The organism is Paenibacillus liaoningensis, assembly GCF_059609455.1.
This window is the reverse complement of the sequence record NZ_JCAALU010000011.1, coordinates 176,624-193,409: the sequence shown is the minus strand read 5'-3', so window position 1 is coordinate 193,409 and position 16,786 is coordinate 176,624. Positions and strand designations below refer to the sequence as shown.

At 50.4% G+C, this 16,786-nt stretch carries 14 protein-coding genes; 8 read left to right on the top strand and 6 right to left on the bottom strand.

The window, feature by feature from the left end:
- Positions 1-290: 290 nt before the first annotated feature.
- On the top strand, positions 291-2,024 hold the full coding sequence (locus AC6B99_RS18250; RefSeq protein ID WP_496663934.1) for a sensor histidine kinase: 1,734 nt from the start codon (positions 291-293) through the stop codon (positions 2,022-2,024).
- Positions 2,021-3,136: a response regulator gene (locus AC6B99_RS18245; RefSeq protein WP_056036270.1), complete on the top strand. Its 1,116-nt coding sequence runs from the start codon at positions 2,021-2,023 to the stop codon at positions 3,134-3,136. Before AC6B99_RS18250 ends, AC6B99_RS18245 begins: the two co-directional genes overlap by 4 nt.
- A 122-nt stretch (positions 3,137-3,258) precedes the next feature.
- Here AC6B99_RS18245 and AC6B99_RS18240 read toward each other — a convergent pair whose 3' ends face one another.
- Positions 3,259-3,951: an MIP/aquaporin family protein gene (locus AC6B99_RS18240; RefSeq protein WP_056036272.1), complete on the bottom strand. Its 693-nt coding sequence runs from the start codon at positions 3,949-3,951 to the stop codon at positions 3,259-3,261.
- A 211-nt stretch (positions 3,952-4,162) separates the two neighbouring features.
- On the opposite strand from AC6B99_RS18240, the gene AC6B99_RS18235 reads away from it, so the two are divergent.
- Entirely contained in the window at positions 4,163-5,017 is an 855-nt protein-coding gene (locus tag AC6B99_RS18235; RefSeq protein WP_056036274.1) for an alpha/beta fold hydrolase, read from the top strand.
- A gap of 132 nt (positions 5,018-5,149) precedes the next feature.
- Here the strand turns inward: AC6B99_RS18235 and AC6B99_RS18230 are convergent, their stop codons facing one another.
- From AC6B99_RS18230 to AC6B99_RS18210, 5 genes are all read right to left on the bottom strand, one after another.
- Complete coding sequence (locus AC6B99_RS18230) at positions 5,150-5,956, bottom strand: carbohydrate ABC transporter permease (protein WP_056036276.1); 807 nt, start codon at positions 5,954-5,956, stop codon at positions 5,150-5,152.
- On the bottom strand, positions 5,953-6,840 hold the full coding sequence (locus AC6B99_RS18225) for a carbohydrate ABC transporter permease (protein WP_063892567.1): 888 nt from the start codon (positions 6,838-6,840) through the stop codon (positions 5,953-5,955). The genes AC6B99_RS18230 and AC6B99_RS18225 overlap by 4 nt, the downstream gene beginning before the upstream one ends.
- 87 nt (positions 6,841-6,927) lie before the next feature.
- Positions 6,928-8,304, bottom strand: coding sequence for an ABC transporter substrate-binding protein (locus AC6B99_RS18220; RefSeq protein WP_056036279.1), 1,377 nt, complete (start codon positions 8,302-8,304; stop codon positions 6,928-6,930).
- 365 nt (positions 8,305-8,669) lie between these two features.
- Positions 8,670-10,412 (bottom strand): sensor histidine kinase, encoded by a 1,743-nt coding sequence (locus AC6B99_RS18215; protein ID WP_496663933.1) that lies wholly within the window; start codon positions 10,410-10,412, stop codon positions 8,670-8,672.
- A gap of 7 nt (positions 10,413-10,419) precedes the next feature.
- Entirely contained in the window at positions 10,420-11,976 is a 1,557-nt protein-coding gene (locus AC6B99_RS18210) for a helix-turn-helix domain-containing protein (RefSeq protein ID WP_056036283.1), read from the bottom strand.
- A gap of 431 nt (positions 11,977-12,407) precedes the next feature.
- Between AC6B99_RS18210 and AC6B99_RS18205 the strand changes: the two genes are divergently transcribed.
- The 5 genes from AC6B99_RS18205 to AC6B99_RS18185 are packed head-to-tail and all read left to right on the top strand — an operon-like array spanning position 12,408 to position 16,675.
- Entirely contained in the window at positions 12,408-13,088 is a 681-nt protein-coding gene (locus tag AC6B99_RS18205; RefSeq protein ID WP_056036285.1) for a Crp/Fnr family transcriptional regulator, read from the top strand.
- Between the two features lie 30 nt (positions 13,089-13,118).
- Positions 13,119-13,958 (top strand): ABC transporter ATP-binding protein, encoded by an 840-nt coding sequence (locus AC6B99_RS18200; protein WP_056036287.1) that lies wholly within the window; start codon positions 13,119-13,121, stop codon positions 13,956-13,958.
- 4 nt (positions 13,959-13,962) lie between these two features.
- The gene (locus AC6B99_RS18195) at positions 13,963-14,655 is read left to right on the top strand and encodes an ABC transporter permease (protein WP_235533173.1); all 693 of its coding nucleotides are present in this window, start codon (positions 13,963-13,965) and stop codon (positions 14,653-14,655) included.
- Positions 14,656-14,682: 27 nt separating this feature from the next.
- A complete protein-coding gene (locus tag AC6B99_RS18190) occupies positions 14,683-15,729 on the top strand; it encodes an ABC transporter substrate-binding protein (RefSeq protein ID WP_056036289.1) in 1,047 nt (348 codons plus the stop codon).
- Positions 15,730-15,754: 25 nt separating this feature from the next.
- Positions 15,755-16,675, top strand: a complete 921-nt coding sequence (locus AC6B99_RS18185; RefSeq protein WP_235533174.1) for an MBL fold metallo-hydrolase — start codon at positions 15,755-15,757, stop codon at positions 16,673-16,675.
- The last annotated feature ends 111 nt before the right edge of the window (positions 16,676-16,786 follow it).

The following is a 16,786-nucleotide window of genomic DNA, read 5'->3' as shown; positions in this document are numbered from 1 at the left end:
ATTTAATAGGCTGCAGTACTCATCCCCCGATGCTGCAGTGCCCATCCCCCGATTTATAACTTAGATTGGCTGAGTATGTCATTGGTTAATGATATGCTCGGCCAGTCTTTTTTTTGACTTTCTCTATACGCTGCGGCTTTAGCCCCTTATCCCATGCTGTCGAATAATTGGGTTTTTTGATGAAATAGGAGGAGGCATATATTGCGCTCCATGGTTTCGTATTCGTATACTGTATGAAGAGAGTAAAAAGTTATTATTCTATTTATGTCAAATATAGAGGGACTATCCTTATGGATTCCACAATAGAGCTCGTCTCTATGATTGCTTCATTAATCATGATGGGGATTATTTTATTATCGGAGTATGGTTTTAGAAGAGTGCGCGGAGTGGGCTATCTCATCGGTTTGACGATTTGTCGAATGATTTTCTCCGGTGCCATCATTATGGAGCAGAGCCGTTCTCTATTAACGGAAAAGCTGATTTTTCGTAATATTCAGCATACGATGCTTAATTTAATGGTGCCTTTCTTAATTCTATTTGTCTATTATTTGATCGGTTCCGACAAGATCATTAAGCTTCGCTGGAAGGTCCTGCTGTTCACGGTATTTGTGCTATGGTCGCTGCTGGTGTGGCTCAACCCTGAGCTTCATTTGATTTTTCGCACGATTGAGCTCTATAATGGCGAATTAATAACGACAAGAACTATTTATTCCATCATATTTACGCTAGTTTGCTACAGCATCGTGGCTGTATGTATTTATTTTTTAATTCATTATGTGCGTAATATTCGAGATGATTTTCGCAAGCCAGGCATGTGGGTTCTATGTCTAGGATCATTGCCTCTGGTGCTTGAGATTATTAAATTCGTGAATCCTGAAATGTCGTCATGGCTGCTAAGGCTCTCGGTTTATTGTGGATTTACAGGTATGATCATGCTGGTCATTGCCATGCGGTATAAGTTTTTCTCTATTGTTCCTTATGCCAGGGATGCCGTGCTCGATACGCTTCAGGAAAGTATATTGATCGCGAATGCTTCAGGAAAGATCATCGACAGCAATAAAAAGGCTGTTCAGTGGTTTTTAGAGCTGGGCCATGCCGAGATTTATGACCGGGAAATGGCGGAGCTGCTAGCACCATGGCCGCAATGGCAGAAGTTGTGCATGTCCATGCAGCAGGGCAGTGTGGAAATTGACACTTGGCTTAATGGCGAGAGGAAAATTTACAGCATAAACGTGTATCCGCTGCATAAGCAGAGCAAGCATACGCAGGGCAGTATTTCCCTTATCTTCGATATAACAGAGAAGCAGCGCCATCTGGAGCAGATCGCACAGCTTAACCAGCTGAAGGATCAACTGTTTACGATCGTCTCGCATGATATCCGCAGTCCACTGGCATTACAGTTCCAACTGATTGAGCTTCTAGAAGAGGACAGAGCCAGAATGGAGAGCGATCACCGGGAAATCGTTGAGGCGCTAGGTGGCCAGATCCGCAATATGCTCGGCATAGCCAATAATTTGCTGGAGTGGTTCCGCAGTCAGCGGGAAGATGTGTCCCTCCGGCTACAGCTGCTGGAGCTGTCTGAGGTTGTGGAGGAGTGCATCCATCTGATGCATATTACAAGCGAGGCCAAGCAAATAAATGTACATCATACCATTGCTGCACAGACTTATGTGTACGCTGATCAGCAGGTGCTTGGCTTAGTTATCCGCAATTTGTTATCCAACGCGATTAAATTTACTGGGGTGGGCGGCTCCGTTCATATAGACGCCCAGCTATCAGAGGACATGGTAATCGTTTCAGTTCACGATAACGGAGTTGGGATGGACGAGAATCAGGTTCACAGGCTGCTTAGTGAGCAGCAGTTGGACGCATTGACGGGTACTTTAGGGGAAAAGGGAGCGGGACTTGGACTGCTTGTAAGCCGGCAATTCGTCAAACTAGGCGGGGGAAATTTATGGGTGGAAAGCAAACTAGGACAAGGTAGCCTATTTCAATTCAGCGTGAGAGGCGGAACAGAGCGATGAAGGTGGTTATCGTTGACGATGAGCCTGCTATGCTGCTTGCTATGAAGCGGTTGTTGTCCACTATGGATGACGTGGAGCTTGTTGGAAGCTTCCAGAAGGCAGCTGAGGCGCTGGACTTTGTTCGGGCAAATGACGTGGAGCTTGCGTTTCTAGATATCAAGATAGCGGGGGATGATGGGCTCAAGCTCGCCCACAGCTTGCGTTCCCTTCGTGCTAAGCTGGATATCGTATTTACGACATCCCATTCTGAATATGCCATTCAAGCTTTCGATGTTTATCCGTTGGACTACATGGTTAAGCCGGTTACCCGCAAGCGCTTAGCCCAGACCATTACACAAGCGGCGAGCAGACAGGATGCTTCTTCCCATCCTACGGGGGACCTCTCCTCTAATCGACTAGTGGTTCGTGGTTTAGGGTGTTTCGAGGTGAGCAGCAGGCAAGAAGGTACCGTAAGATGGATTTCTAAAAAAAGCATGGAATTATTCGCCTATTTGCTCATCAACCATGGCCGCAGCACCTCTAAAACCCGTATTTTAGAGGACATTTTCTCAGAAATGCCTCTTAAAAATGCAGAAACGTATCTCCGTACAGCGGCATACCAGCTTAGAAAAGTCTTGTCGCCGCATGGGTTGAAAGAGGTGGTCATTTCAGCGCAAGAGCAGTATCGGATTGACTTGAATCAGGCTGATGTCGATTTTATTCAATTTGAGCAGCAGGCGAAGGCTTTATATGAAATCAATGAATCCAATGCAGCGACAGCTATAGAGCTGGAGAAACAATTTACAGGCGATTTGTTTGATGATAAATCCTTTGAGTGGGCGGCTGTCGAGCGTGAGAGGCTGGCCATTATCTATGATTCCTTGGCGAAGCGTCTCGCAAGCTGGCTGCTGGACCAGAAGCGTTATAGAGAAGCGGCGCAAATAACGAGAAGAATCGTAGCGCGCAATGAATTTGAAGATGAATCAAATCTGCTGCTGCTGAAAATCCTCGTGGCTATGGGAGATCGGCAATCCATAAGCGGCTATTATGAGCACTATACGCAATTGCTGTTTGATGAGCTTGGCCTGCAGCCTTCAGAGGAATTTCTTCAGATTTATAAAATATACCAGTGATCGCCTCCTCCTATATGGAGGGGGTCTTTTTTATAGAAAAATACACATAAAAAAAGGGCTGCTGGAAAACCTCCCAGTAGCCCTTTCCTCCCGAAATCCCTCATAACGAGCTTAAAATCATTTTAGGCTTGCTTCGCCTTGTAGCTGTTCAGCCACTTGTAAGCGGCAACGGCCAGCACCGAGCCGGCAAGCGGGGCAATAAGGAATACCCACACTTGGGATAACGCCTCGCCGCCAAGCAGCAATGCGGGTCCCAAGCTTCTTGCCGGATTGACGGACGTTCCGGTTAAGGCGATGCCAAGAATATGGACAAAAGCGAGCGTCAGCCCGATAACGAGGCCCGTTACATTTCCATTGCCCTCCGTAGAGGTCACTCCCAGTATCGTATAAATAAATACGAAGGTTAAGATGATTTCGACAATAAATGCCATTAGTGCTGAAATTCCGATTCCGTACCCAGGGCCAAAACCGTTCTGGCCGAGCCCTGTCGTAGGCAGGCCTGCGGAGACGATGATGGCGTACAAAACGGCGGAGCCTGCAATAGCGCCAGCGATTTGCGAAACCACGTATCCGATGAAATCCGCCCCCGATAGCTTCCGGCTAATAAGCATGGCGAGTGAAACCGCCGGATTGATATGACACCCCGATATCGGTCCGATGACGTAGGCCATCGCCACAATAGACAGCCCGAATGCCAATGCAATGCCCAAATAGCCAAGCTCAGCTCCCGCTGTAGCCGCACTGCCGCAGCCGAATAGAACAAGGACGAAGGTTCCAATAAATTCGGCTGCATATTTTTTGAATGATGCGTTCATAACTTACCTCCCAAGGATTAAAAATCTTTTTGATTATAAAGGAGGCTTATCTACAAAAACTGAACATGGTGCGGAGAAGCGCTCAATTAGAGGTTATATACAACCAGAGACGGTGCCCAATTTCATTCATGCGATGGATTTAGAAGGATCGACAGTGAAGTAATATGGAATGATCAGCTGAAATGATATGGAATGGAAAGGAACACATGAGATGAAAACCGTTTTAAAACCAGCCTTAATGATTAGCACCATCCTGATTGCACTAATCCTGCTAGCGCTCTTCTTCCCGACATGGACGCCCCGTATAAAAGGCGAGAATAGTATAAGTGTGCTGGAACACGTGGATCTGAACGGTACCAAACAAGAGATTATGATTCGGGGCAACGATCGGAATAATCCGGTTATTTTGAATGTGCATGGAGGGCCAGGTGCTTCGGAAATTCCTTTTGCAAAAAAAATGCAGGATCTACTGGAAACGAAGTTTACCATCGTTAACTACGATCAAAGGGCGAGCGGCAAATCCTATCATTTTTCCGAGGACTATTCTAACCTTTCCTCTGATTTGCTGGTGAAGGATCTGCTCGCGGTAACGGATTACATAGCAAAGCGGCTTGGCAAAGAAAAGATTATCCTGATCGGGCATTCCTACGGCACCTATCTTGCTACGCAAGCTGCTTCCAGAGCTCCTGAAAAGTACGAAGCCTATATCGGAATCGGTCAAATGGGGGATACGGTAGAAAGCGAGATCGACGCTCTGCATTACGTTTTGGAACAGGCTGGGCAAGAAGGAAATGCGGAGGATGCAGCTCAACTGCAGCAATTGCAGGAAGCTATTGAGAATGGTGATGCTCTGACTCCTCGCGACTATGTTAATAAATACGGCGGGGCTTCCAGACTAACCAAAATTCCAGACGCTATGACATCATCCCAAGCAGCTCGGCATTATTTTGACAGCATTGAAGCTGAACACAAGGAATTCCTTCCTTATGCGGAATCGGCGCATTACCCGCAATATGAAGAAAAGGAACGTTTTGTTAAGTGGATGTCGGATACCTTTCTAGATTAGTAAAATAACGAATAGGCTCCCCCTATAGCAGACAAGTTTGTCATAAAACCTGTGCTGTAGGGAGAGCCTATTCACCTTCTCATATTGAAAGCACAATATAGCTGGCTGGCCTTGGTGGCCTTGCTATAACGTTTAGCCTTTGACCGCACCAGCGGTCAGGCCTTTCATGAACGTTTTCGAACCAAGAATAAACAGAATCAGCACGGGAATCGTCGTCATCGTAAGGGCAGTCATTCGCGCTGCGTAATCCGTCCGGTGAACAATACCCAGATTTGAGATAAAGATCGGAAGCGTGTACCACTCGGACTTGTTAATCGTGACGAGCGGCAGCAAATAGTTGTTCCATGACCATAGAAACACCAGCGTTGCCAGCGTCGCCAAGCCCGGTTTCATTATCGGCAGTACAATGCGAATTAAGATACCCGGCTCGGAGCAGCCGTCAATACGCGCGCATTCCAGTAAATCGGTTGGAATCGAATCGCGCATGAACTGGATCATAAAAAATGCACCGAACGGAAATGCCGCCCAGACGAGAATGACCGGCCACAGCGTATTGCCGACACCGAGATGTCTCATTTCAATAATATAACCGATTAATCCGACCTGGGTCGGTACCATCATCGTAATAATAACGAAGGTCTGAAGCAGCTTGCGACCGCGGAATTCAAATTTCGCCACGGCATAGCCGATGAGTGTGCTGGTGAGTGTCGCCAGCAAGACAGAGGCAACGGATACGATCAAGCTGTTTCCGTATACTTTTAGAAAATCGGCCTGCAGGACGGTCTTCAGGTTTTCTCCCAAATAGTTGCCCGGAAGAATCGGAATTCCCTTGAATAAATCCTCGCTGTAATGCGTTCCCATCACGATCATAATATAGAACGGAAAGAGCGAGAGCAGGGAGATGACAATTAGACAAAACCACATGCTGGCTGTTTTCATCGTTTGTCCTCCTTAGGTGCTGTGAGTTTATAGCTAAGAATGGAGAATAATACGATTAGCAGGAACAGCGAGTAGGCAATGGCCGAAGCATAGCCGAAACGTGTATTGGAACCGAATGACTCATCCACAAATTTCCAAATAATAGTGAGGGCTGTGTTATCAGGACCGCCTACCTGTGCGGAGCCCGACCATCCGCCGTAAAGCAGCTTTGGCTCATCGAACAATTGCAATCCATTAATAACGGAGGTGACGACGAGAAATACGATAATATTTCGCAGCAAGGGCATCGTAATTTTGCGGAAGGTATGAAGTCCCGTAGAGCCATCCATCTTGGCCGCTTCGTATACGTCTTGCGGAATGACGGTCATGCCGGCCATGAAAATAATCATAAAATATCCGAGATTGCGCCAAATGACCATTAGAGCAATAATAGCCCGGGAGCCCCATGGGTCTTGAAGCCAGTAAAAACCTTCTTCCAATAGGCTGAATTTCGTAAGGAGCAGGTTCACAAGACCGGTCTGCCAGTCAAACATGTAGGAAAAAATAAAGCCGATGGCTACCGGAGTCGTAATATATGGCAGTACATTAATGGTCTGAAATAATCTCTTGCCGCGCGTCAAATGGAAAGTCCAATACGCCAGCGTGAGCCCTAAAATCAAGGTTACTGGAATAAACATCGCCATCATAATCAGGGTGTTCCACAAGGACTTAATGAACAAAGGGTCATTCGTCCAAAGCTGCACATAGTTTTTAAAGCCGATAAACGTCTTGTCGCCTATGCCGTTCCAGTCATGCAGACTGAGCACGAATGAGTAAAGGACTGGATACAATTGAAACGCCGCATACGTCAGCACGAAAGGCAGGGCGAAAAGATAGGGCCACATGCGTGGCCCCCATCTGCGTTTGCTGGATGCGGCGGAAGTCTTAATTATGCGTTCCGCATTCACGGTCATCCCTCGTTTTCCCAAAATTTACTTGATGGTCGCGTCGGACGCTTTGTTTTTCGTTTCTTGGATGAACTTTTGCAGCGCGGAGTCGGCAGTGACCGATCCATCCTTCATCCATAGCGGGTACAGCGCGTTAAACACAGAGTCTACGACGGAATCGTATTTGGACTGTGCTTCGCCTTTCATATCTGGAACGATATTTTCGACGAAGTATTTCGCAAGATTTTGACCGCCGAAAAATTCATCATAAGGCCCCGGCGCGTCGATGAGAGCTTTTTGGGTTTCATAGAACGACTTGGAGCTGGTCATGTTGCCGAACGTCTTAAAGTTGAAGGCCGAGCCTTCATCGGACAAGTAAGCGTATTGGATAAATGCCCAAGCGGCCTCTTTAACTTTGCTGTCCTTGTAAATGCCGATCGCCGTTCCGCCGCGGGTGAATCCGCCTTCTGGCGCTTTGAGAAGACCCCAGCGTCCCGAACCGTCCGGATCGTTCGCGGATATATGCCATTTGGCTCCCCATGGCGCCATTGGATAGAACATGAACTCGCCTTTCGCCATGGAAGCAGACCAAGCTGGCGTCCACAGTTCATTTTTGCCGATAATGCCAGCGTCACGCATCTCAAACAAGCGGTTCAAAGGCTTTTGCAGCTTGCTCGTCAAATCGATTTCTGTGCCGTTTACGTAGGAAGCAAAATTCTGACCTTTCAAAGCGAGAAAGGCGTCGCCCAGACCAGGGAACATGAGCACCTTGTCAGCACTTTTCTCTTTAAGCTCCTTGCCGGCAGCGATGAAATCATCCCAAGTGGAAATCTTTTTCTCTAGCTCAGCTGGATCATCTGTGCCCCAGTATTGCTTCGCCAAATCTCTCCGGTAAGCGAAGCCAGCAGGCGTTAGCGATTGATCAACGGCAATGACTTCGCCCTTGGAATTAGAGACGTAAGGCACAACGTAATCTATAATGGTGCTTTTATCGAAGTTATAAGGCGCCGCTTCCAGATTGTCGAGCACACCAAGGTCAAACAGCTTGCCGCGGTAGGCCGACTCCCCAAGAATGACGTCCGGAACGTCAGAGCCGGAAGCGATACCGCTTTGCAGCTTCTGCAAGTAATCGTTCGGATTAACGACCGTTACTTCGACTTTGATGTTCGGATATTTTTTATTAAATTCTACGATCATGCCCTTCTGAAACGCTTCATCCCAATCCCAGACTTTAACGGTGCCGCTAATCTGTGTTGGATCGGTGCTGGCCGCAGTCGACGCCGCAGGAGCAGCAGTGCCTCCGTTGTTGCCAGTACCGTTGTCTCCAGTGGTGTTGTTGCCGCCGCAGGCTGCGAGCAGCCCAGTCAGCATCAGCACAGATACGAAACCGCCCACCCATTTGGCCTTCTTTTTGATGTTCATGTTGGTGAGTCCCCCTAAAATAATTTTGTAAGTGCTTACACTGCTATCGTAACTCAGGACCCTGTTAGGCGGTAATCAGCCAAAACGGTGATTTCGTATAAAATCCGGTGATCAAGTCGATTTCACCCGCGAAACGGAAGCTTTGCCGCCAGAGGGCAGCGTCAGCCGTTTACGCTTGAAATATAGGAAAGCATATGATTTTTCCATCCTTTCTCTATATTTCTCCGCGAAACGGTAGCTTTGCCGCCAAAGGGCAGCGTCAGCCGTTTACGCTTGAAATATAGGAAAGCATATGATTTTTCCATCCTTTCTCTATATTTCTCCGCGAAACGGTAGCTTTGCCGCCAAAGGACGGCTTCAGCCGTTTACGCTAGTTCCATCCAAGGAAGCTTAATTCGTATCAGGGTGCCCTCTCCCCATTCGCTAAATACTTCCAGCCGCGCCGAAGCGCCAAAATGGGTTTGCAGCCGCTCCTGAATGTTGGACAGACCGATTCCCCTCGTACGCTCAGGCTCTTGTCCCACCTGTCCTATTTGCATCCTCCAGCCTTCCTCGGGCACCGTCATGCCTTGCCCGTCGTCCTCCACTTCCAAAACAAGCTGTTCCCCTTCCCGGTAAGCCCGCACAATAATCGTGCCCTCTTCCAGATCCGACGGAATGATGCCGTGCACTATAGCGTTCTCCACGAGCGGCTGAAGCGCCAGCCGGGGAACCGAACGGTCAAGCAGCGTCTCATCCACCTCCCAGACGAGCCGGAATTGGCCGGGGTAACGCGTCTGCTGGATGACCGTATATTTGTCGATAATCCGCTTTTCTTCCGACAACGGCGCGCGCACAGCTCCCTCCCCCGTCTTGATCGTGTTTTGCAAAATAGAGATGAGCGCCTGCGTCACTTCGGCCGCTTCTGCTCCGCGATTGGCATGCGACAAGTAAATGACGGTGTTCAAGGAGTTGTATAGAAAGTGCGGATTGATCTGGGCCATCAATAAATCGATTTGCATTTGCCGTTTCACCGTTTCGTTCTGTACGGCAGTGTCCATCAGGCTTTTCAAGTCTCTAACCATTCGATTGAAGCCTGTTCCCAAAATTTCCAGCTCGTCCCCGCTGCGGATTTGGACGCTTGTCCCGAGATCGCCGACCGCTACGCGCTTCATCGCATTTGTCAGCCGGATCAATGGTCTCATTAGATTGACGATAATAGGAAGCATGACGACGAGCGTTACGATAATGGCGGTAATAATGATGATGATATAGAAAAAGAAAACGCGATTAATTTTCATAAATAATTTGCTCTTAGACAGCAAAGCCGCCTGTTTCCATCCCTGGCTCATCGCATCGTCGGTCAACACGATGGTGCGGGCGTCCTCCGCGAACGGCTGGCCGGAATGCAAGGTGCTCGCCATAAACGCCCGGTCTGCATCCGGCAGCTTCTCATTCGCCTCCAACAGCAAAGCCCCTGAGCCGGTGAACAGCTCGATTTGCTCGAAATCCTGAGCGCTTTGCAAGAAGACGTTGGATAGTTCGGAATAGGCAATATCGATAACAAGATAGCTATCCGCCTCTAAGTCCTGCCCGATCGGACGGTATTTCAGCACGTAACTAAATACTTGGCGGTTGCCGCTAATAAAGAAGAAGGAGTGCGGCTCGCTATAGGCAGCGCGTGTATCTTTCATTTTCACAAACCAGTCCTGCTTCAAGTACTCGGAGAAATATTCCTCATATCCGCTATAATTCGAATAGGTTTCCTCGTTCGGTGCAACGATCACGACATTCAGAATAAAATTGCTGAGCGCCACGAACCGCCCGAGCTTTTCCTGTACGGCCTGCTTGCGAAAATAGTTCACCTCAATATCCTCGCTTGCTGGCGCGTTAATAAGGGCGGTTATCTCCTCGTCGGATACGATGTACTCTGCTGTCTTGACGACCTGCTCCTGAATTTTCTTCAACTGGAACGAAATTTGCGCGAGCTTCGTCCGGCTGTCCTTAATCGATTGCTCGCGAATAATGTCCTTTGCGTAGTCATAGATGAAGAAGCCGCTAAGAATAAGCGAAATGGAGACGACTAGAACGGTGCTGGCGATAATTTTGGTGCGTATCCTCATGCGCATTGCAAGTTCACCTGCGTTTCTCCATATATTCGAGCGGGGTCATGCCCGTCGTCTTGCGAAAGACTTGGCTGAAATACTGCCCATTGCGGAAGCCGACCCGGTCAGCGATTTCATACACCTTGAGATTCCCCTCTTCCAGCAGCTGCTTAGCCTTCTCCATCCGGATTTCTGTAAGCCGGTCGAGTGCCGTCTGGCCCGTCTCCAGCTTGAACAAGTGGCGGAAGTGGTCGCGCGAAATGCCGAGCTGCCTTGCAATCGCATCTGCATCGAGCTCGGGATCGCCGTAATGCCGTTCCATCTGCTCGAGTGCCTGGCGCACTTTACGGGACACCGCGGGCAGCCCGGATGTCGCTTCTGCAAGCGCATTTAACTCCGACAAAAACCAATCGCGAATCCCCGTAAGCGAGGTCCAATCGGCTGTTGTGCCGGGGCCATCTGCCCAAGCTTCTGCTAGAGAAGGCAGTCCGCAAGTGGAGCGATAGCGGTTCAATACGGCGACCAACTGCCGGCACAGATCGGCGAAGCCAACCGCATCCTTTGCCGCCAAAGCTCGCGCGAACAAAGCCGAAATCTCCCGTGCTGCTGCTTCATATTGGTGGCCCGGCAGCAGTTCTTTCGTCTTCGCCAGGCCTTCTTCCCACTCCAAATGTATGGGGGCGTTCTCTTCTGCACGCGGAAGCTCGTTCAGCCGGAACAGGTGGCTAGGGGCATAGAATATGGCCTGCGACAGCCATTTCAAAGCTTCAGCCAGCTTTGCCGGAACGTCTGCCCGGTTTGGCAAACCGTAGGCCATCGCCATTGATGCAGAGCGGCCCGTCAACTGTTCTATCGTCCGGCGTGCCTCGACCGCCTTCTCCTCCAGCAGCTCTCGCATCTTGCCCTCACCCCTGCTGCTCTTATCCCCGTAAATAAGAACAAAGCAGCTTTCTAGAAAGGGGATCGCCGCTAGCAGGCTGGAATCTCCTGTATCGGGCCACTCTGTCGGCCATTCGGGTTTACCTATAGCCGTGCCGGGCAGCAGCGGAGTAATTCGGGCAGGCTCAAGCACCAGCAGATGAAGCCGGTCGAACGCTTCGCCCACCTCAGCCGTCGCCGTCCTCCACTGTGCGTCCGACAGAGGTCTCCCGCCGAGCCAATCAATGAGCAATCGGCCGCGATCATTTTTTCGGAGCCGCTTATCGCTCTCGATCTCTTCCCTTAAGCCGCCAAGCTCCCGCTTGACCGCTTCCGCATCCATCTCATGCTTAATCCAATAATTCGAGACGCCGAGCTTTAGCGCTTCCTTGGCGTACTCGAATTCCTTGTAGGAGGTGAGCAGCACGATTTTCAGCACCAGTCCCTCTGCCAGCAGCTCCCTGCTAAGCGCCAGCCCATCCTTTCCGGGCATGACGATATCCATAATGATCAGGTCCGGTCGGTGCTCCCGCGCCAATTTTACGACCTGCGACGGCTTATTCGCCGTGCAGACGATCTCATATCCGAGTTGCTGCCACGATATTAAATTTTTCATATGCTCGATCGCCAGCACTTCATCATCCACGAGCATCACTTTAACCCAGTTCATCTTTTCCTTGCCTCCATATTCTTAATACTTAAAATGAAGTTATCATTTTTTTGTGCCATGTAACTAAATACGACTGAGCCTGTCTCTTTCAAATTCTTTCTCTATGTAAAATAATTTCCTGTATGCCCTATTTCATTCATGGAGGGCTCGTAAATGACAGATAAATTAGAGGACTCAAGGTGCTCTTAGAAATAGACTAACTTTCGCCAAGTATACGACGAAAACCTGAATAATTGTATTTTTATATGACTGTTCCTCACTAACGTTGCGATCCAGACCTGATTGTAGACAGCTTTCTCACTCGTGCCGTTTGATACGGCTTATATTTTGTCGGCTAGCCGACTGTTTTTGTTTTGAACCATGGATTATAATTGCAAATACCGATAGGTAAACTTTGAATTCACCAACAGCTAGAGAAGGGTGGAACGACGATGGACCAAGAGGGTATGTCCTCCTATTGGGAAGGAAACGTAACGGATAGCGGTGAAGCCGAGCAACTCACGTTGGCAAAGCTCTTCCAGGAGTTTGGCTCTTCTCGTGTCATGAAGAAGAACTCCTTTATCTTCAGGAGCGAGGAAGAAAGTCAGGATATCTATTTTGTCCAGGACGGACTGGTGAAGATTTCGCAGTTTGCGCAAGAGGGCCAGAGCATCACCTTGTTCCTGAGGCACAAGGGCGAGGTGTTCGGTGCGGCCGAGGTGCTGACGGGGCAGAAGAGACAACGCTATGCGCGATGCATCACGGACAGCTGGATCCTCTCGATTCCGGCTTCCCAATTCACCAGCTTGCTGAAGAGACATCCAGATGCCCTCTATGCGCTAACGGTGGTCAACGCCCGTCGTCTGCTGCAGACACAGCGTTACGTTGAGACGCTCATCTCACGGCCGGTTGCTTGGAGGCTGGCTCAACTACTCATGCAGCTCGGAGTTCGTGTGGGGAAGGAGACGGTCGTCACGCTTTCGCTTACCCATGAGGAGATCTCCTATGTCATCGGCTGCAGCAGGCAGACGGTTACGGAGACATTGGGTCGATGGCGGGAGGAAGGCATCATTCGCTATGAGAGGAAAATGGTTGTCATTCACGATACCGACGAGTTCCAACAGCACTTGTAACGATGTGGAAAGCCATGGGGGGGCGGGAGCATGATCCAGGTAGAGGGAGTAGGTAAGACGTTCGCGCAACGGGGCAGAGCGGGCTATACTGCGTTGAAAGACATTGACTTCAAGATTGGAAAGGGAGAGTTCGTCTCCATCCTCGGTCCTTCCGGCTGCGGCAAGTCCACGCTGCTTAACCTGGTAGCAGGGCTGGAGCGGGCGGATTACGGCCGAGTAGAAGCGAATGGCAAGGAAGTCACGGCCCCAGGGCCTGATCGGATCGTCGTATTCCAAGACCATGCACTGTATCCTTGGCTTACCGTGCTGGAGAACGTCGCATTCGGTCTCAAGCAAAAGGGAATCAAAAAGAAGGAGCGCCGCGAGCGAGCCATGGAGCAGATCCGGGCTGTCCATTTGGGGAAGTTCGCGGACCGCTATCCTCATGAGCTGTCGGGTGGGATGAAGCAGAGGGTGGCAATAGCGCGGGCGCTCGTCATGGACCCAGAGATTCTGCTCATGGATGAGCCGTTTGCTGCACTGGACGAACAGACTAGGCTGCTGCTGCATAAGGAGCTGGAGCAAATATGGCTGAGCACGGGGAAGACCATTCTGTTCATCACGCATAACATCCGGGAGGCGGTCATACTGTCGGACAGAGTGCTCGTCATGTCTACCCGGCCGGGACGGATTAAGAAGGAGTTCCGCGTACAGGCGGCACGGCCGCGGGAGCCTGGCGATTCTCTTCTGCACCATATCGAGAGTCAGATTATGGATACATTGGCCGCTGAACTGGAGAAGGTGGCGAAGGAGGAATATGGCAATGACTACACTCTGGAGAAAAGCCCTCTTTCTCATTCTACTGCTAATAATCTGGGAGACGGCATATAGGACGATGCATTGGGGCTGGCGCTTTCCATCGGCGCTGCAGACGGTGCAGACATTCTACGATGGGATGGCAAATGGGCAGCTACTCGAAGCGACGCTTAGCAGCTTGAGGCGAATCCTCATCGCGTTCGTCCTCTCGTGCGGCATCGGCATGACACTCGGCGTCTTGTTCGCTCGGAGCCGGCTGCTGGACGAGACGTTCGGCTTTGTCGTCGTCGCTTTGCAGACGGTGCCGAGCATCGCTTGGTTACCTTTCGCTATCATATGGTTCGGGCTGAACGACTTCGCCGTATTGTTCATCACGACGATTGGGGCGACGTGGACGATGACGATTGCGAGTCGGAGTGGGATCAAGAACATTCCTTCAATCTATCTGAAGTCGGCGCAGATGTTTGGAACAGGTCGCGGGTTCCGACTCTTTTACCAAGTGATGATTCCCGCGGCTATACCACAGCTCATTACGGGCATGCGTATGGCCTGGGCGTTCGCCTGGCGGGCACTCGTCTCCGGTGAGCTCATTGCGCGCGGCATCGGCTTGGGGCAGCTGTTGGAGGAGGGGCGAAGCCTCGGCGACACCTCTCTTATGCTCTGCATCGTACTCGTGATCGCGATTCTCGGTACGATCTCCGACCACCTCGTCTTCAAGCGCATAGAGGAGCGGATCTGGACCCAGTACGGTCTGAATACGGCCAAAACGTAAGCTTAACTAGGAAAAGGGGAATGATGCATGTTTAGAAAAGCGGCTTATTCGAGTCTTATGATCGTCTTGATTCTGACTCTGCTTTCCGGCTGCGGGACCTCTGGCTCGGGAAGCAATGGAAGCTCCAAATCGGTCGACCCCATTACGGTGCGGATCGGCTTGCTCAAGAACGTGACCCATGCTCCGGCTTTCGTAGCGATCAAGAAGGGCTATTTGCAAGACCGTCTCGGCGCTAATGTGAAGATCGAGGTACAGGGTTTTAACAACGGCTCCGACTTCTCGACTGCAATGGCGACAGGCCAGATTGACATCGGGTACGTCGGGCCAAGCCCGATAATCAACCAATATGTAAGGAGCAAGAACATCAAGATTCTGTCAGGAGCGAACAACGGCGGCGCCGTGCTAGTGACGAGGAAGGGCTCGGGCGTGACGAGCGTCAAGGACTTGTCGGGCAAGCTGGTCGCTATCCCGACAAAGGGGAGCACGAATGAGATCTCTCTGCGTCTGCTTCTTCAGGAGCAGGGCCTGAAGGTGTCCACGGATAAGAGCGGAGTTCAGCTTATTGCGATGGCTCCGGCAGATACGCTGACGGCCATGAAGCAAGGCCAGGTAGACGCGGCGCTATTGCCGGAGCCATGGGGGACGCTGATCGCGAATGAAGGCATCGGTAATATCGCCGTCGATTGGGATCAAATTCCGCCGAACAAGGGGAATTATCCACTTACGATTATCGTAACTAGTGACGACTTCCTGAAGGATCATCGGAATTTGGCCAAATCCGTTCTTCTGGCCAACGAGGACGCAATTAAGTTTATCAAGGAAAGTCCCAGCGACACGTATTCTCTCGTTAGCGATGAGTTGAAGGAACTGACGGGCAAGGGCTTGGATGCCGAATTGATCAAGGCCACACTGTCTCATCTAAATCTGACGATGAACATCGACCAAGATTCCTTGAAGCTAATGGCGCAGGTAGCCGTCGATGCCGGCTATATCAAGGGAGTCGGAGCAGATGGCCTGGATCTGGCAGGCTTGTACGATCTGTCGCTGCTGAAGGAGATACAGGAAGGCAAATAAAACGAAGATGAGAGGGCTGACAGCGATGTATATCCAGCCACAAATGAATTTGAGGCCAGACTACCACCCAGATCTGACCGTCGTTCTGCTCGGGACAGGTTCTCCCCGTGCCTTCTATGGGCGAGCGAAGCCCGGAGCAGCGGTGCTCGCGGGAGACAAGACGTTCCTCGTTGATTGCGGGGGCTCTACGGTGGACCAACTAATCAAAGCGGGCATCATGCCTCAACGGATATCCGATGTCCTGTTTACCCATCACCATTACGATCATAACGGAGGATTTTTCGACGTGTTCATCACGAGTTGGCGCACGCATATTACCGCAGAACGTGTCTTCGAAGGTCGTTCAGTGCCTATGCAAGTGTACGGACCAGAGACGACGAAGGCGATCATTGGTAAAATGCGGGAGTCCTTCGAGTTCGACGTCAAGCTCCGAATTAGTTACAATCTGTCGGATGAAGCGGGCTCGCTAATCGAATATACGGAATGCAACGAGGGTGTTATCTACGACAAGGAGGGCATCCGAATTACCGCCTTCGAAGTGGACCATCGCCCTGTCTATCCGGCTATCGCCTACAAGTTCGAGTATAACGGCAAGACGGTCGTTATATCAGGCGATACGATTCCGGTGGCCAATATGGAGAAACAAGCGACTGGGGCAGATCTGCTCGTTCACGAAGCGTACAACAAGTCATGGCTTGACGCCCTGATCGCGCAATACCCGAATCACGAGAAGGCGCTGTCAAACCCTGCGAAGTATCATACGACGACGCTGGAAGCGGCTGCAATCGCGCAACGGGCGGGAGTCAAGCATCTCGTGCTCACGCATCATATTCCCGCACCAGCGGTGAATCCAGAGGCCGAGCAAGCGTATATCGAGGGGATGGCTGGAATTTACGCCGGCCCGATCACAGTAGGTCGCGACCTGATGGTCTTCGACTTAAAGTAGCTGACAGGGCACCCCTTCCGGGTGCCCTTCTATATTGTTTTAAGTGACATACATGTCAAGAAGTATAAAGGGACGATGTATCTGAAAATTAAAGATTTAAAGAAAGTCGGA

Coding starts and splice junctions, on each gene's coding strand:
- AC6B99_RS18200 (WP_056036287.1), top strand. CDS start 13,119: ATGATCCAGGTAGAGGGAGTAGGTAAGACGTTCGCGCAACGGGGCAGA.
- AC6B99_RS18250 (WP_496663934.1), top strand. CDS start 291: ATGGATTCCACAATAGAGCTCGTCTCTATGATTGCTTCATTAATCATG.
- AC6B99_RS18205 (WP_056036285.1), top strand. CDS start 12,408: ATGGACCAAGAGGGTATGTCCTCCTATTGGGAAGGAAACGTAACGGAT.
- AC6B99_RS18220 (WP_056036279.1), bottom strand. CDS start 8,304: ATGAACATCAAAAAGAAGGCCAAATGGGTGGGCGGTTTCGTATCTGTG.
- AC6B99_RS18225 (WP_063892567.1), bottom strand. CDS start 6,840: ATGTGGCCCTATCTTTTCGCCCTGCCTTTCGTGCTGACGTATGCGGCG.
- AC6B99_RS18185 (WP_235533174.1), top strand. CDS start 15,755: ATGTATATCCAGCCACAAATGAATTTGAGGCCAGACTACCACCCAGAT.
- AC6B99_RS18190 (WP_056036289.1), top strand. CDS start 14,683: ATGTTTAGAAAAGCGGCTTATTCGAGTCTTATGATCGTCTTGATTCTG.
- AC6B99_RS18235 (WP_056036274.1), top strand. CDS start 4,163: ATGAAAACCGTTTTAAAACCAGCCTTAATGATTAGCACCATCCTGATT.
- AC6B99_RS18215 (WP_496663933.1), bottom strand. CDS start 10,412: ATGCGCATGAGGATACGCACCAAAATTATCGCCAGCACCGTTCTAGTC.
- AC6B99_RS18210 (WP_056036283.1), bottom strand. CDS start 11,976: ATGAACTGGGTTAAAGTGATGCTCGTGGATGATGAAGTGCTGGCGATC.
- AC6B99_RS18195 (WP_235533173.1), top strand. CDS start 13,963: ATGCATTGGGGCTGGCGCTTTCCATCGGCGCTGCAGACGGTGCAGACA.
- AC6B99_RS18240 (WP_056036272.1), bottom strand. CDS start 3,951: ATGAACGCATCATTCAAAAAATATGCAGCCGAATTTATTGGAACCTTC.
- AC6B99_RS18230 (WP_056036276.1), bottom strand. CDS start 5,956: ATGAAAACAGCCAGCATGTGGTTTTGTCTAATTGTCATCTCCCTGCTC.
- AC6B99_RS18245 (WP_056036270.1), top strand. CDS start 2,021: ATGAAGGTGGTTATCGTTGACGATGAGCCTGCTATGCTGCTTGCTATG.